This is a genomic window from Flavobacterium sp. GNP010 (genome assembly GCF_056428945.1).
Window position 1 is genome coordinate 1 of the sequence record NZ_JBWJVK010000002.1, and the last position, 16,812, is coordinate 16,812.

A 16,812-nucleotide genomic window follows, 5' to 3' on the forward strand; every position below is an offset into this window, starting at 1 on the left:
TTTTTTTTTTTTTTTTTTTTTTTTTTTTTTTTTTTTTTTTTTTTTTTATTTTTTTGTGTTTTATTTCCAATTTTCAGCTATGATTTTTAGATCATATTCGGATTAGTACAGACTTAGGCAATGATAAATTTAACCACAGATTCGCAGATTTTTATTTTGAATGCGAAGCATTTGTGCAATCCTAATAAACTACCATTGATTCCCAGATTAGTTCTATGTTGTAAAAAGAATAACCGCAGATTCAAAGATTTTAATAATCTGCGAATCTGCGGTTTTGATTACAAAAGTTTATTTGTTTAAAACAAAAATGCTTTTAAGTTATGCTACAACTGCCTTCTGATTTCTAAAAATAGTCCATTGTAAGAGTAACGAAATAACAATGGTGAGCATGGCACCTATAAAATTTAACCACAGGTAACCCAGTTTTTCTTCTCCACTTGGGAAAATATAGATGGCATAATAATAGATTATAAAAATTGTAAGTTGACTAATTACCGCACTGTAAAAAATAGCTTTGGATTGTACATTTTTGATATAAAAACCAACGAGAAAAATCCCTAGAACAGTTCCGTAAAATATAGATCCAATGATGTTTACCAATTGAATCAAATTTTCAAATAAGGTACCAATACAAGCAAAAAGGATGGCAATAACACCCCACAATAGAGTGAAAAATTTTGTTGCGTACAAGTAATGTCTTTCTGATTTTTCTTCTTTTAAGTTACGTTTATAAATGTCAATAGCAGTAGTCGATGCTAGTGCATTTAATCCTGAAGCGGTTGATGACATTGCTGCCGAAATAATTACTGCTAGTAACAAGCCGATAAGTCCTTTGGGTAGATAATTTAGGATAAAATGAAAAAACACATAATCTTTATCATTAGTTTCACTGTTGCTATCGGCTTTTAGGATTATTTCCTTTGCTCGATCTCTCAAATCTTTTTCTTTATTTGACAATGCGACTAATTCTTTTCGAAGAATTGGATTGTCATAATCTTGATTGAGCTGATCGATATACAACAGATTAATTACTTTTTTATCTTCTGATAAATCGTCTAATTTTTTCTCCAAAGCATTGTATTCGCCCTTAAAAGCTGATTTTTCAATCATAGCTTTGTTATTTGGATTGAAATTCAAAGGAACGGGATTGAATTGAAAAAAAACAAATACCATAACACCAGTCAATAAAATAAAGAACTGCATCGGCACTTTTAATAATCCGTTCATGATGAGTCCCATTTGACTTTCACGAACCGATCTCCCAGATAAATATCGTCCCACTTGAGATTGATCGGTTCCAAAATAGGCTAACGCTAAGAAAAAACCACCGGTTATTCCGCTCCAAAAGGTGTATTTTTCTTCAGGATCAAACGAAAAATTGACAATATTCATTTTATCATTCGCACCAGCGATATGCAAGGCAGAAGTAAAAGTCATGTCATTTGGTAAATAATGCAAGATTAGAAAAAAGGTAATAAACATACCCGACATGATGACAAACATCTGTTGTTTTTGAGTTACATTAACCGCTTTGGTTCCACCAGAAAAGGTATAAATGATGACTAAAACCCCAATGATAATATTCATATAGGTTAAGTTCCAACCTAATATCGCCGATAAGATAATGGCTGGTGCATAAATCGTTAATCCAGTTCCAAGTCCTCTTTGAAATAAAAACAAAATAGCCGCAAGCGAACGCGTTTTTAGGTCAAATCTTTTTTCGAGGTATTCATAAGCTGTATATACTTTGTATTTGTGATATAATGGGATAAAAGTAACGCAAATGACAACCATCGCTATGGGTAATCCAAAATAGAATTGCACAAAGCCCATTCCGTCATGGTAGGCTTGCCCTGGCGTAGATAGAAACGTAATGGCACTGGCTTGTGTTGCCATCACTGAAAGTCCTACAACGTGCCAAGGAGTTTCATTACTTCCTAGAATAAAGTCTTGAACATTTTTACTGCCTTTGGTTTTCCAAGCACCATAAATTACAATGAACAGTAAAGTGACTATGAGTATAATCCAATCAAATAATTGCATAATTTAGGCGTATAATTTCATAATGAGACAAAAGATCAAAATATAAATGGCATTGGCTACTAAGACCCAAGTATAGTTTTTTTTCCAGGTTTTTACTTTTTTTGTTTCCATTTTAGTTAGGTTTAGGGCTTGATTTTTTGTGTAGGAATCGTTTCTGATGGCTGTAACGAGATCATATTGGAAAGTAATTTATATGCACCAGTAACACCTTCAGGTAGTTCTCTAAAAAAACTTAACCCAGTATAAATGTAGTGTCCTTTTCCATAAGGAGCAATTAACAGAGCACTATTTTTTGGACTTTCCCCTTTATCATTTGAAGATAAAATAGGAGTGAAGGCTGTATCATATTCACCCGGATAATACAATCCTTGCTCTTGTTTCCAGCCTTCAAAATCTTTAGTTGTAATTTTGTTTGGAAAATTTAAAACGGGATGATTTGGTGCTAAAAAGCGAACTTCTGCATTTTCTTCTGTAACCCGATCACGAGAAAGTTTTAAAGGGTACGGCGCAATATTCTCCGTTACTAAATCGCCAGCAGTATTGTATTGTACGAGCATTGTTTTTCCTCCTTTTACAAAATCAAAAAGTATGTTTTGCTTATTGGCTAAGGCGGTTACAGTGTTGTAAGCCCGAACTCCGGTCATTACCACATCAAAATTTTCTAATTTTTCAGGTGTAATGTCTTCAGGTTTAAGGAGCGTTACGGTGTATCCTAATTGCGTTAAACTACTAGGAACTTCATCACCAGCACCCATGATGTAGCCAATTTTTTCGTTAATGGTTTTTAAGTCTGTTTTTATTACTTTGGCTTCAGCTGATTTTAAAACTTGCTGTTTGGTAATGTGGTCGTAATTAATGATAATTTGTTCCTTATCAAAACGTTTATTGTCAATAATTGCAATGCTTTTTGCAGTTGCTTCCTCCGATTTATTTGGAGCAGTTACTTCAAAATAGACGACTTGTTCGGCACCCTTTTTTTCAATAGTAAACGGAATTGATTTTGGGACAATTTTCCAGTTGTTAGGAAGTTCAAGTTGTAAATCTCCTTTTAATGCGTCTTTTCCGGCCTTGATTTTCACACCTACATATTTACTTTTTGAATCTCTAAAAAGCAAAACTTTGTCAATAATTGATGTGGTCACCTCAGGCACAATATCCAGATAATTATAGACTTCACCCTTTACGTCGTCATTGTATTTGTAAACTACAGTCCGCTCAAATGGAATTTCGATTCCGTTTATTTGAATCGTAAAAACTACTTTAACTTCGCGAATAATATCAGGAATACCTCTATTTTGTTGCTCATTTACAGTATACATTCCTACTGTTCCTTTTTCGTCTAACCAATACGGTTGCGTGTAGTTAATTGATTCAGGTACTTTTAAATCGAGGTTTATGTTATTTAGAATATTATTTTTTAACTCGCGATTCTGAGGTGTATTTATTTTTTCTGGTAAAGTGGTCACGCTCGTTAATTGTATAGGCGCTGAGCTTCTGTTAATGGCTTCAAGTTTCAGTTTAATAGTGCTTCCGGGAGTTGCTTCTTGATTTTGGGCTACGGCTTCTAAGTATAATCCTGAGCAGGCAGCTATAATTTCTTTTATTGCCTCAGATTTTAGCGGTACCCAATGATTTTCGTCCAAAGCTTTCATCATAGCATAGGCTTTCGCCAAATTTGGAATACTCGCAGATGGATTGTTATAATTGTATTCTGCTGCAATTTTAGATAGTAATTCGCCAATGGCTTTCCCTCCTTTAACACGATTCCAAGAGGTATCAATCCCTTCAAAAATAGATTTTTTCGCTTGCAGCGGTTCACCATTTATGAATTCTAAATATTCTGTTTCTTCACCTCGTGTTCCTGTGCTTCCAAAACCTTGTGATTGATGACGGCTGCGGCTTAAGGCAGCAATTTCCTGATTTGATTTACCAATGCCCGTATAAAATACACCAGTTTGCAAGGCAATTAAATTGGTTTTATCAGCTGCATTAAATTTTTCCATAGTACCGTAAAACCACCATGAGGTGTTAAAAAACTGGCGTTTTACTTGCCACGGTTGTACAAATTGTAATTGTTCAGGAAAAATAGTTGGATCGTTTGCTAAGGCAAAACTTTCTACACTTAGCATAGCTGATGCCGTGTGATGACCGTGAGTGGTTCCTGCAGAGCGATGATCAAATCGGTTGACAATTACATCGGGTTGAAATTTTCGTATAGCCCAAACAACATCAGCCAATACTTTCTCTTTATCCCAAATTTCTAATGTTTCTGTTGGGTTTTTAGAAAAACCAAAATCGTTTGCACGAGAGAAAAATTGCTCTCCTCCATCAATTTTTCTAGCTTCAATAAGTTCTTGAGTTCTTATCACGCCGAGTAATTCTCGTAATTGCGTTCCTATTAAGTTTTGTCCACCATCGCCTCGCGTCAAAGATAAATAGCCAGTTCTAGCTTTTTGTTCGTTAGCTAAATAGGCGATTAAACGTGTATTTTCATCATCTGGGTGTGCCGCGATATAGAGTGCGGATCCAAGAAAATTTAGTTTCTCAATTTGATTATAAATTTCAACAGAATTCGGCTTTTTGGGTTGTTGTGCAAGTAGTATTTGGCAACATACAAGAAAGAGAAATAGTGTTGAGAAGGATTTTTTTTGCATTGTTTTAAATTTAATTTGCAATTGCTTCAAATGTAGGAATTAAATAATCTCTTCTAAAATGTTTTGTATTTTCTTTAGTAACAAAAAAGAGAGAGAGAACCAAAACTGATTCTCTCTCTCTTTTAAACTATTATTTGCTTAATCTCTCTCATGTCCTTTTCCTTTACCATGCCCTTTATCGTGTTTTTTATATTCTTTTCGGTTATCATTATCATGATCTCTCTGATAATAATTTCTATTATCGTTGTCATAATACCTGCGATTATCATTGTAACCTATATTTCTTTGTTCTCTACCATGGTATCCTCTGTAATATTTTACTTTATGATTTCTAAAGTTGGTATACGGTCTAGAACCATGATAATCGTTGAGTACTACTTTGTATCCACCGTATAAATCATAGTTTCGATATTGATTTGGTAAATATCTAGAACGAATCCATCTACCACCACCAAAATAAATGAATTGAGTAGCTCTCACATCATAATAGGCTTCAACATCTGGTAAGTAGTAATATTCAGCTTCAGCGTAGCCAACAGGACCCCAGTTTGGAGCGGTACCTATGTTAAGATTTACAGAGATTTGTGCATGTATGGTACTCGAGGCAAAAAGGATAATTCCTATGGCGATTAGTTTTAATGTTCTCATCTTTTCAAAAATTTAATTAGTAATAATTTTAATATAATAGCTCGTAAACACGATTCTTTTATACTATTTCCAACAACTGTGCCAAATCATGCAAAAGGACATTTAGTTAAGCATTAATACCCTAAAAAAAAAGAGTCTCATTGCTGAGACTCTCCTTAAAAATTATATAAAATCAGTATTAATTTTTTCCATTTCCATTATTCCCTTTTCCACCTTTATGTCCATTTTCTTTATGTCCATTTCCTTTATTACCATTCTCATAATTCCCATTACTTTTGTATGCCTTGGTTTTATAACTTCCGTTGGAACCTATAGATTTTTGTGGTTTTCCTTTATATCCTTTGTAATATTTTACTTTGTGAGATTTAAAGTTACTGTAAGGTCTAGAACCACGGTAATCGTTTAGGACTACTTTATATCCATTGTATAAGTTATAGTTTCTGTATTGATTAGGAAGGTTTCTGGAACGAATCCATCTTCCTCCACCAAAATAAATAAACTGTGTAGCTCTAATATCATAGTATGCTTCGATATCTGGTAAATAATAATAATCTACAGAGGAGTAACCAACTGGACCCCATGAAGGAGGATTACCTAAATTTACATTTACTGAAACTTGTGCTTGGGTTGCAGTCGTGCTAGCAAAAAGTATAATTCCTGCAATAATTAATTTTAATGTTTTCATTTTTCAAAATTTTAATTAGTAATTAATACCTAGTAATTTTTAGTTACCGTATTATCTCGTTTTATGATAAAGCCAACAACTGTGCCAATATCATATAATTAACAATTAATAGTGTTATTTTACTTCATAAAAAAAGGAAACGAATATCGCTTCCTTTTTCTACAGTTATAAATTTATTTACAATAAAAGAATCAATAAAAGAATAACTATTATAATTGCTCCTACAGAAAGATATACACCATTTCCTGTAGATTTTAATTCTGCTTTAATTGCACGCACTTCTTTACGCAGCTCTTTTTTCTCTGAAGCGTTTAAAGATGATTTGTCCATTGCTTTTATTTCGTCAAGACGATTTAGCAATACTTTAACTTCAGCAGGTACTTCTTTTGGAGTATTTGAAACCGAAGTTGGATTTTTCTCTGCGGCTAACATTTGTGTTGGAACAACGCTTAATGATAATACCATCATCATTAAATAAAAGGTGATTTTTTTCATTTTTTATGGGTTTTTGTTAGTAACTAATTACAGTATAAAAGTAAGCATTATTAACAGATGTAATCTTATACAATTATTATATTAAATTACATAATTAACACTATTGGTTTTGCTGTTTTAAGAATAACTTATTGATAAGCTTGTAGTTATGTAAAATAATAAAAAACAGTTATTTATAATGATTGCGAGTTATTTAAAAATAACGGCTCGTGGTTTGCCTAAATCAAAATCTTGAAATCCAAAATCAGTAGTTTCAAATGAGTTCGTTTTAAAAACATTTTCGCCGGTACCAGGAATTGATGGATAGTAGGATAGTGAAATTTGGAAGGCACTAAATATTAAAAAGTCATTGTTTATAATCATTCCTATTCCAACTTTAGAATAGGCTTTACTTACTAATAGTCCACGGGTAGGGGTTCCAAGCAATGCGATAGAATAGTTAAAGTAAGGGTTTAATCGAAATCCCCATAGATTCCATGGTGCATATGCCTGCGTTTGCAAAGTCATTATTGCTTTTTGGGTTCCATATTCAGGACTATTAAATCCTTGGATGCCATTGTTGTCATTAATACTAAGCTGATCGCCAATGCTATTAAGTCGTTTGGAACCAATTATTAATTGTGGCTTTACGAACTGTCTCAATTTCCATTTCCCAAAGCTCATTAACTTGGTAAAGTAATTCGCTTGAAATGAAAAAGCACTTTGTTCGGTAATAGATTTATTTAGAAAAGTACCCAACTCAAAATTAGCGCTTAAAAATCCCCATTTATAATAATTTCCGAAAGCCGCACGTGCTCCTATGTAATAGCGCCCTAGATTATTTTTAAATTGGTATCCCGAAGTAATTCCAAATATTTTTCCAATGGGAACATCTTCAATAATTCCATTTCTGAAAATATAATTATCTTGAACGAACTTACGTGATGCAAGACCAATTCCTAAAAATGAAAATTGTTCATTAGTGTAAAATTTTTCAGGATCGTAAACCAGAGCCGGACTCTCTAAATATTTTACATTTAAAAAACGACCTGCAAGTATTAGATTCGTAGTTCGGTCACTTTCAGTATTCCGGTTAAGAATTTTAAAGGCATAACCAAGCCATAAATCATGGGAATTGTATTTGAAATTTTGGTATGAAAATACACGATTGTTATCTGGAAGCGTGTCTTTTCTAAACTGTGTATCAAGATAAATTCCTCCAGCCCATTTAGTAAGTGCAGAATAAAATAAACGTTCTATGTTGATGCTTTTACTGTAATAATCATCTAAATCGATCTGATAATTTACTGTAGTTTTAATGAATGTATTTTTAAAATTAGGAATGGTATACCCCACACCATAGGCATTTTTGCCATCGCTGAATCTGTTTCTAAATTTAGTGTTTAATTCATGACCAGAACCAATGATATTTCTATCAATAATTTCAAATCTACTTCCGGAACTAGACACAGAGCCTTTTGGAATAATACTCCAAGAATCTAAAACTCTAATATTAATATCTATCGAGTCACTATTGTTTAGAATTATTTGAGGAGCGATATCTACACGGCTGATGTACCGTTGGGTTCGAATTAAACGTTCAGATTCTTTGACCAATAAGGAATCAAATGGTTTATTTTTTTTTATGAGTAAAACATTTCTAATCGCACTTCGGCTGGTTTTGATGTGAATTCTATTACCAGAACGTTCTGCCCAATTTCTAGGTTTTTTAGTAGTGTCAAGTTCAGAATACCCAAATGGATCTAATGTTACAATATTGATGTTTCGAATAATTTTCCCTTCAAAAGTTTTAAATACTTTGGGGGCAATAGCTAAATCTTTAGTTTTTAGATTTACAGGTCTGAAAACGAGTTTATGAAAGAGTTTTGTAAATTTATTTTTCTTAGAGTAGGTCTGTATTTGTTTATACATGGCTGAGGAATCTTTTCGCTTTTTTTCAACCTGAGAAAAAGAAATTTGATAACAGCAGGCGATTAAAATAAGTAGAACCAGTCTTTGTTTTTTAAACATGATAAAAAATAATAATTTTAAACATTGTTAACCAAACAAAAGAAAAATCTTTTAAGTACTAGTTCGAATTAACAAAATTCAGAATTTGAATAGTCGAAAGATACTCTTTTAAAGATTATTCGTTGGTTCTAGTAGTGTCATTTTCGGTTGTAGTTTCAGTAAATACGGGGACTACAATATCAGTCTTGATAACTATTTTTTTTGGTGTTGATTCAGAATCAAACAACGGTAGCTTAATGTTGCGCCAAGTATATGTTTTGGGTAAATGATCTCCCATAAGGTAACCCCAAGGTTCTAAGGATTCTACTCTATCAAAAATTACTTTGAGTACTGCCAGAATAGGAAGTGCTAAAAACATACCGGAAACTCCTGCAATTGCACCACCTATAATAATTCCAATAATCGATATAAATGCATTAATTTCTACTTTTGAACTTACAATCATAGGAACCAAAATATTATTGTCAATTAATTGAACAATAACAGTGACAACGATGACACCAATAATTATGGACAAATCTGGTGAACTAGTTAGAGAAGCCACAATACTTAATACTCCAGCAAAAAGAATTCCGATGTACGGAATAAGGTTCAAAATCCCTGTGATTATTCCCAATAAAATGGCATATTTCACACCAATTACCATAAACCCGAGTGTTGTCATTGTGGAGACCAAAATCATTTCAATGATTAAACCCACGATGTAACTGTTTATGGCAACTCTTATGTTTGTCAATATATCTTTTAACTGCTCGTGGTTCTCTTTTTTGAATAACTTGGATAAAAACAATAAAAAATGCGTTCGATACAACAGAATTAAAAAAGTGTAAATAGGTATTAATGTCAAATTTACTAATGTATCCGTAAATGACATTAAAGTAGTACCAATCATTTCTTTTCCCTTTTCCATTGAATCTTCAGTAGCGGTATCAATATATTGTTTTTGCTCGCGGGAACTTAAATGGAAATTATCTCTTATAAATCCTTGAATATTTCGAATATGAATGTTGATGTTACGCTCAATTTTATCAAAATCTTCTGCAAAATCACTTATTTGAAAGGATAAAAAGACAAAAACCCCAATAAAAAACAAAACAAACAAAAGTACAGCCAGCATAACTGCCAAAACGTGTGGAAAGTAGAGTTTCGATTTTAGAAACTGCACTATTGGATACAGTAAAATAGCAAATAAAAAGGACATCATCACCGGCACTAAAATATCCTGACCAATATAGAGTACGAAAATTAGTGCTATTAGACCCAATAAAACAGCGGTTAATTTGGCATACAATGGAAATTTTAAAATGTCATTCATGTTTTATATTCTTTAAATAATTGGTACACTATTCCATACTGAATGGTTTAATTCCTAATCGACAAATATGAAAAATTAAAAAAAATGAAATATTATATATTTTCTATCAATAGTTGTAAAATTATCACTTTTAAAAAATAAATTTGGAATCTAAAATCGAAAAAAGTTATGCAATAATGTCTCAATCCACAAATTCTTTATCGTCAAAATAGTCTTTCAATATCGAAATTCCTTTCTGTAAAAGGAGATTATTAGGATAAATGATTTTTTCGCCTTCCCTTGTTTTTAAATACACATGAAATGCTCCAATATCTTCAATTTCAGCTTCGATAGGAAAATCTTTATCATGTATTTTTATGACATCACCAATTTTAAAAGGGAATGAAAAAAACAAAATAACACCTGATGTAATGTTGCTCAAAATAGACCATTGGGCAAACATAGCAACACCCACAACGGTTGTGATAGAAGAAAGTGCGATAAAAATATCCTTGGTTTGCACTCCCCAAATAATGATCAAAGCAATTACGACCAAAATATTGATAAACAAGTGAATGTATTTAATCACTAGATTGGTTCTATGATCCAGAGTTTGATTTGTTTTTGCGTAACGTCTCACTAGTTTTGTAGCAATTATTCGAAATAAAATCAAGAGAATTCCAAGGATTCCAGTGGCAATAAGTTCTCTTGTATATTCTTGAAAAAAGACCATATTCATAATTTATTTAAGCTAATTTACACAAATAGTCGTACACTTTATCTGTAGGCAGTCCCATTACATTGGCATAGGAGCCTTCAATTTTTGAAACTCCAATAAAACCAATCCATTCCTGGATGCCGTAAGCACCAGCTTTGTCGTAGGGTTTATAATTTTCTAAATAGTAATATATAGCTGCATCACTTAGTTCCTTAAAGGTGACTTTGGTAACATCGTGCAAAACATCCTCTTTCTCATTGGTTTTAAAACAAACCGATGTGATGACTTCATGGGTTGCATTTGATAAAGATTTCAGAATTTCAAAAGCATTTTGTTCGTCTTTTGGTTTACCCAAAGCGGTGTTGTTGTGCCAAACAATTGTATCGCTTGTTACTAGAATTTCACCTGCTTTTAATTCGCCTTCGTAAGCACCAGCTTTCAACACTGCTAAATAATTGGTAATTTGTTCGGCTTTTAACTCTGGAGGATAAATTTCGTCAATTTCTTTTAATCGAATTTCAAAATCCAAGTCTAAATCCTTAAAAAATTGTTGGCGTCTTGGTGAACCCGAAGCCAGAATTAAACGGTATTTTTCTAATTTATTTTTAAGCATTGTATTTCATATTTAAGCTAATAATAACAACGGAGAGAATTCCAAAGAACATAATCCATTTCAGGAGCAAACTCAACGTATGGAATTCTTTTTTAGATTTTGCCGACCAAACTTTTACAGTAAAATAAAATAAAGGACCCATTACAAAAAGCAACAAATAAATGGTGGTATAAATCAAGTTTAAAAGATACGAATTGATGTAATACAACAGGAATAAAATAGGAATAAAGCTAAGTCCAAATACTATTTTAGCAGTTCTAGATTTACCAATAACAATAGGTAAAGTGCGTATTCCTTGATTGTAATCACCATCTACATCTTCGATATCTTTAATGATTTCCCGCAGCATATTGATGAAAAAAGTAAAAATTGCATAGTCCAAAAGTATAGAAAAAACAATTCTCATTTGTTGTTGGTTTCCAGCGTCTATTGCGGGTAGTAAGTCAAAAATACCAATGATAATGACGCTGCAAGACAGTAGAATTGCCACTATGGTATTGCCAACAATTAGTATTTGTTTCAAACTTGTTGCATACAAATAAAGAGTGGCAGCCATCAAAATAAAAACAGCCGCAAAGCTAGGTTTCAAGATCACATTTGACAAATAAAAACCAATTGCTACGCCAACAACCGTAAGTGCCATATAAAGGGTATACGCATTGGTTTCGGAAATATTTTTTCCAATTATAACATTATTTGGCTTATTGATTGCATCTGTTTTTTGGTCCAAAATATTATTAATTACATAGCCACCAGCAGCAATCAAAACTGTGGATAAAACTAATAATCCGTATTGCCAATCGGCTAGAGCCAAAGGAATATCTTGAATTTTAAAAAAAGCATACCGAAAAACAAGCTGCATAAAAGCAAGCATTAGTAAGTTTTGGTAGCGAATGAGTTTTAAAATTGGAAACATTGATAATATTTAAAATTATAGTTTAACATTTAAAATAGTTCTAATCGTGTTTCCCATCAAAATGTGCCATCCATTTCCCTTGTGCTTTCATGACTTGTTCGATGACATCTCTTGCAGCGCCTTTTCCACCGTTTTTATGCGAAATATACTTAGAAATCGCCTTGATTTCTGGACTTGCATCTTGCGGACAGGCCGCTAAACCAACCAGTTTCATCACATGATAATCAGGAATATCATCGCCCATATACAAAACATGTTCTGGATTAATAGTGTAAACATTCGTGTATTCTTTAAATGTATCTACTTTATTTGGTGTTCCTAAGTGAATGTCTGTAATTCCTAAATTGCGCAATCTGACGCGAACGCCTTCATTGCTACCTCCAGAAATGATGCACACATTATAGCCACTTTCTACAGCAGCTTTCATGGCATAACCATCCCGAATATTCATAGTACGGAGAATTTCTCCTTCATTGTTCACAAAAACAGAACTGTCTGTAAGTACGCCGTCAACATCAAATATAAAGGTGCTGATATCATTCATGATTTCTTTATAACTTTTTGCCATTCTCTTGTATTGATTGTGTTAGTGTTTGATAAATTTTAAGATGATTTTCAGTTGTTAAAAATGCCTCATGTGCAGCAATAGTGTCTGTATCATTTCGCTTCGCTGGACCTGTTTGTGCATCTTGTGGCGAAAGTAACATTATTTTTTGAGCGGTTTCAGAAATTAAAGGAGTTAAAATTTCAAAAGGTACGCGGTTGTCAAGACAAATTTCATGTCCTATTTGGTACAGATGATTGGTGAAATTGTTAACAAAAACGGCCGCTACATGCAAGGCTTTTCGTTGTTCAGAGTTGATTGCGAATATCTTATCCGAAATTGATTTGGCTACTTTGTCCAATAATTGATAGTCAGTTGCATTTTCGCTTTCCAAGCAAATTGGAATAGTTCTAAAATCTACTTCCTTGTTTTTTGAAAAGGTTTGCAAGGGGTAAAAAACACCTTTTCGATTGTTATCATCCAAAGCATTCAAGGAAACGCTCCCCGAAGTGTGAACTACCAAGCGATTTTTAAACGGAAGTTGTGCAGCAATCTCAGCAATCACAGCATCAGATACAGCAATAATATAAAGATCAGCTTCTAGTAACGAATTCAAATCATCCGTAATTTTAGCATGATCGAGTAGGTGAGATACTGTTCCTAATCGCCTTGAATACACTTGTACCAATTCGATTTCAGTTCCCAAATTTTCAGCATTTTGAAAGGCAGTGATTAGATGCTGTGCTACATTTCCAGAACCAATAATAATAACTTTAGTCATGGGACAAAATTAGCAAAAAAATACGAAGTGTTTTTAGGGAATTTCTAAGTTGGTAATAAACTGAAAATCTATGAAAAATATGGTTTTACGCTTGAATTAGCATCTATTTAATTTTGGATTAAATTAACAAATGTGCGAATATAAGAGTCGAGATTTTTAAGTACTTTTGTGCCACTTTTATTAAAACATAATCCCTTAAAAATGGATAAAAAAATAGTTTCTTTTTTGTTTTCTACTCGATTAATGGCTTTGTTATTTATTGTTTATGCAGTTTCAATGGGTGCAGGAACTTTTATCGAAAGCAAATACAATACCGACACAGCAAAAATTCTAATTTATAATGCTTGGTGGTTTGAAGCCATTCATGTTTTCTTTATGATCAATTTTATTGGAAACATCAAGCGTTACCAATTATTAAAGAAAGAAAAATGGGCTACTTTATTGCTCCACCTCTCTTTTATTTTTATTATTTTAGGTGCTTTCGTAACACGTTACATTAGCTATGAAGGGATGATGCCCATAAGAGAAGGTGCCGCTGAGAATCAAATTTTTTCAGATAAAACCTTTCTGACTGTCTTTGTAGACGGTGAATTCAAAGGAGAAATGAAACGTCGTACGTATGAGAAACAAGTTCTTTTCTCTCCTGCAACGGACAACGATTTTAATATTTCTGGGAAATTTGCTGATACACCTTTTAAAATAGAATATGAAAATTTTATAATGGGTGCCAAAGAATACATCAAACCGGACCCTAACGGAGTGACTTATTTGAAAATTGTAGAAGCAGGTGATGGCGGACGTCATGAGCATTTCTTGAAAGAAGGTGAAGTTCAAAACATTCATAACGTACTTTTTTCAGTAAATAAATTTACAGATGGTGCTATAAACATAAACACAACTGGAACCGCTTACACCATTCAAACGCCATTTGAAGGAAACTTTATGCGAATGGCTGATAAGTTACAAGGAAATGTAACAAAGGATGCGGTACAACCCTTAATGATGCGCTCTTTATATAGTATTGGCGAAATGCGTTTTGTATTCCCAGATCCTGCGGTGAAAGGAATAGTAGATTATAAATCAGATAATGATTTTAAAGCGAAAAATCATGAGGATGCAATTGCAGTGAAACTTACTGCTGAAGGTCAAGAAAAAACAGTTACGCTATTAGGTTCCAAAGGTAAAATAGGAGAATCTAAAACAGTTAAGATTGGGAATATTGATTATACTTTTTTCTACGGAAGTAAAGCGTATGTATTGCCTTTTAAAATCAAATTAAACGATTTCATTGCAGAAAAATACCCCGGAACAGAGAAAAGTTATTCCGCGTTTGAGAGTAAAGTAACGGTTCAAGATAAAGAACCATTTGATGCCCGAATTTATATGAATAATGTACTGGATCATGGTGGTTATCGTTTTTTTCAATCTAGTTTTGATCCTGATGAAAAAGGAACTGTTTTGTCTGTTAATCACGATTTTTGGGGAACAGCGCTGACTTATGCGGGTTATTTTATGTTGTATTTTGCAATGATGGCTATTCTATTTACTAAGTATTCGCGTTTTGCAGATATCAAACGTAAATTGGAAGTGGTTAAAACCAAAAAAGCTAAATTATTGACCATTCTAATGTTGTTATTCAGTTTGAGTGGTTTTGCGCAAGAGCAAGAACACAATCATGATGAACATGACGGTCATGCCCATGTCGAAGCTGCTAAGCCGCCAGTAAAACATGAGAACCATACCAAAAAAGTATTGAGTCAAGAGGAACTAAATACTTTGATCACTAAATACAAAGTACCTGAAGAACATGCAGCAAAATTTGGTCGACTAGTGATTCAAGATGGTGGGGGAAGAATGAAACCCATCAATACGTTTTCATCTGAACTGTTGCGAAAAGTAAGTCACGATGATACTTACAATGGTATGAACTCTGATCAAGTATTTTTGTCTATGACACAATACGCCAGTTATTGGATTGAAATTCCAATTATTTATATCAAAAGTGGGAATGACAGTATTCGTAAAATTATAGGAATTGACAAGGAAGCTAAATTTGCTCCTTTCGTATCGTTTTTTGATGCAAAAGGAAATTACAAGCTTTCTAAATATTTAGAAGAAGCCTTCAAAGCGGCAAATCCTAATCAATTTGAGAAAGATTTTATTGAAACCGATAAGAAAGTAAACTTAATGGAATCAGCTTTGAGTGGCAGGATATTAAAAATTTTCCCAATACCAGAGGATAAAAACAATAAATGGGTTTCCTATTTAGAATTGAATGAGTCGGGATTCAAAGGGATGGAAGAAACGTATACCAAGAATGTATTGCCGTTGTATTTTGGATCTTTGGCGAATGCCTCTAGTTCCAATGACTTTAAAACTGCTGATGAATTACTAGAAAGTATTACTGGTTTTCAAAAACGTTTTGGTAGTAAAGTGATGCCAAGCGAGGAAAGAATTACATCTGAAGTATTGTATAACAAATATGATGTGTTTAAGAAGTTACCCTACTGGTATATTTTTGCTTCTATATTGATGTTGTTGTTAACAATTATGAACATCTTTAAGGAAAGAAAAGTGCTTAATTATTTGGTTAATTTCATGCATATAGTCATTGTTGCTTTGTTTGCATTACACACTTTTGGATTAATAGCCCGCTGGTACATTTCGGGTCACGCGCCTTGGAGTAATGCCTATGAATCGATTATTTATGTGGCTTGGGCAACGATGTTTTTTGGTTTGGCCTTTGACCGAAAGTCGAAATTGACGGTTGCTTCATCGGGATTTGTAACGGCTATGATTTTAGCTGCAGCTTATATGAACTGGATAGATCCTGAAATTGCCAATTTGCAACCTGTTTTAAATTCGTATTGGTTGATGATTCACGTGGCCGTAATTGTTGCTAGCTATGGGCCTTTTGCTTTAGGAATGATATTGGGAGCAGTTGCTTTGTTGTTAATTTTGTTTACCAATGAAAAAAACAAAGCCAAAATGGATTTGAATATTCAAGAAATAACTTATATAAACGAATTAGCATTAACGATTGGTTTGATCATGCTGACTATTGGTAACTTCCTTGGAGGACAATGGGCCAATGAAAGCTGGGGACGTTATTGGGGATGGGATCCAAAAGAGACTTGGGCCTTGATTAGTATTATGGTGTACGCATTTGTTATTCATGCTCGTTTTGTTCCTTCTTTACGAGGAAAATGGATTTTTAATTTGATGAGTATGTTTGCTTTTATATCTATTTTGTTTACCTATTATGGTGTAAATTTTCACTTGGTAGGATTGCATTCGTACGCTAGTGGAGAAGCACATTCATTGAATTGGATCTGGTACTCATTAGGTGCAATCACATTATTCGGAGTGATATCTTTTCCGAAATATAAAAAATATTATAAGAAATAAGTA

Annotated in this window: 13 protein-coding genes; 1 reads left to right on the forward strand and 12 read right to left on the reverse strand. The window is 33.1% G+C overall.

Features of this window, described 5'->3' with window-relative positions:
• Window positions 1-318: 318 nt before the first annotated feature.
• The 12 genes from AC061C_RS00740 to AC061C_RS00795 form a co-directional block, all read right to left on the reverse strand.
• Window positions 319-2,043: a sodium:solute symporter family protein gene (locus AC061C_RS00740; RefSeq protein WP_417972135.1), complete on the reverse strand. Its 1,725-nt coding sequence runs from the start codon at window positions 2,041-2,043 to the stop codon at window positions 319-321.
• 122 nt (window positions 2,044-2,165) lie between these two features.
• Complete coding sequence (locus AC061C_RS00745; RefSeq protein ID WP_478289609.1) at window positions 2,166-4,697, reverse strand: PIG-L family deacetylase; 2,532 nt, start codon at window positions 4,695-4,697, stop codon at window positions 2,166-2,168.
• 138 nt (window positions 4,698-4,835) lie between these two features.
• Window positions 4,836-5,345: a hypothetical protein gene (locus AC061C_RS00750; RefSeq protein ID WP_478289610.1), complete on the reverse strand. Its 510-nt coding sequence runs from the start codon at window positions 5,343-5,345 to the stop codon at window positions 4,836-4,838.
• A 178-nt stretch (window positions 5,346-5,523) separates the two neighbouring features.
• Complete coding sequence (locus AC061C_RS00755) at window positions 5,524-6,030, reverse strand: hypothetical protein (RefSeq protein WP_478289611.1); 507 nt, start codon at window positions 6,028-6,030, stop codon at window positions 5,524-5,526.
• Window positions 6,031-6,207: 177 nt separating this feature from the next.
• On the reverse strand, window positions 6,208-6,525 hold the full coding sequence (locus tag AC061C_RS00760; RefSeq protein ID WP_417944573.1) for a hypothetical protein: 318 nt from the start codon (window positions 6,523-6,525) through the stop codon (window positions 6,208-6,210).
• 189 nt (window positions 6,526-6,714) lie between these two features.
• A complete protein-coding gene (locus tag AC061C_RS00765; protein WP_417984740.1) occupies window positions 6,715-8,436 on the reverse strand; it encodes a BamA/TamA family outer membrane protein in 1,722 nt (573 codons plus the stop codon).
• Window positions 8,437-8,650: 214 nt separating this feature from the next.
• Window positions 8,651-9,850: an AI-2E family transporter gene (locus tag AC061C_RS00770; RefSeq protein WP_417984741.1), complete on the reverse strand. Its 1,200-nt coding sequence runs from the start codon at window positions 9,848-9,850 to the stop codon at window positions 8,651-8,653.
• 181 nt (window positions 9,851-10,031) lie between these two features.
• Window positions 10,032-10,562, reverse strand: a complete 531-nt coding sequence (locus tag AC061C_RS00775) for a mechanosensitive ion channel domain-containing protein (protein ID WP_309755834.1) — start codon at window positions 10,560-10,562, stop codon at window positions 10,032-10,034.
• A 13-nt stretch (window positions 10,563-10,575) separates the two neighbouring features.
• Window positions 10,576-11,160: a Maf-like protein gene (locus AC061C_RS00780; RefSeq protein WP_478289612.1), complete on the reverse strand. Its 585-nt coding sequence runs from the start codon at window positions 11,158-11,160 to the stop codon at window positions 10,576-10,578.
• Window positions 11,153-12,076, reverse strand: coding sequence for a geranylgeranylglycerol-phosphate geranylgeranyltransferase (locus AC061C_RS00785; protein ID WP_478289613.1), 924 nt, complete (start codon window positions 12,074-12,076; stop codon window positions 11,153-11,155). The genes AC061C_RS00780 and AC061C_RS00785 overlap by 8 nt, the downstream gene beginning before the upstream one ends.
• A 40-nt stretch (window positions 12,077-12,116) precedes the next feature.
• Window positions 12,117-12,644 carry a KdsC family phosphatase gene (locus AC061C_RS00790; protein ID WP_478289614.1) on the reverse strand — a complete coding sequence of 176 codons (528 nt, stop codon included), beginning with the start codon at window positions 12,642-12,644 and terminating at the stop codon, window positions 12,117-12,119.
• On the reverse strand, window positions 12,628-13,401 hold the full coding sequence (locus AC061C_RS00795) for a Rossmann-like and DUF2520 domain-containing protein (protein ID WP_478289615.1): 774 nt from the start codon (window positions 13,399-13,401) through the stop codon (window positions 12,628-12,630). The genes AC061C_RS00790 and AC061C_RS00795 overlap by 17 nt, the downstream gene beginning before the upstream one ends.
• A 201-nt stretch (window positions 13,402-13,602) precedes the next feature.
• Between AC061C_RS00795 and AC061C_RS00800 the strand changes: the two genes are divergently transcribed.
• Window positions 13,603-16,809: a cytochrome c biogenesis protein gene (locus tag AC061C_RS00800; RefSeq protein ID WP_478289616.1), complete on the forward strand. Its 3,207-nt coding sequence runs from the start codon at window positions 13,603-13,605 to the stop codon at window positions 16,807-16,809.
• Window positions 16,810-16,812 lie beyond the last annotated feature (3 nt).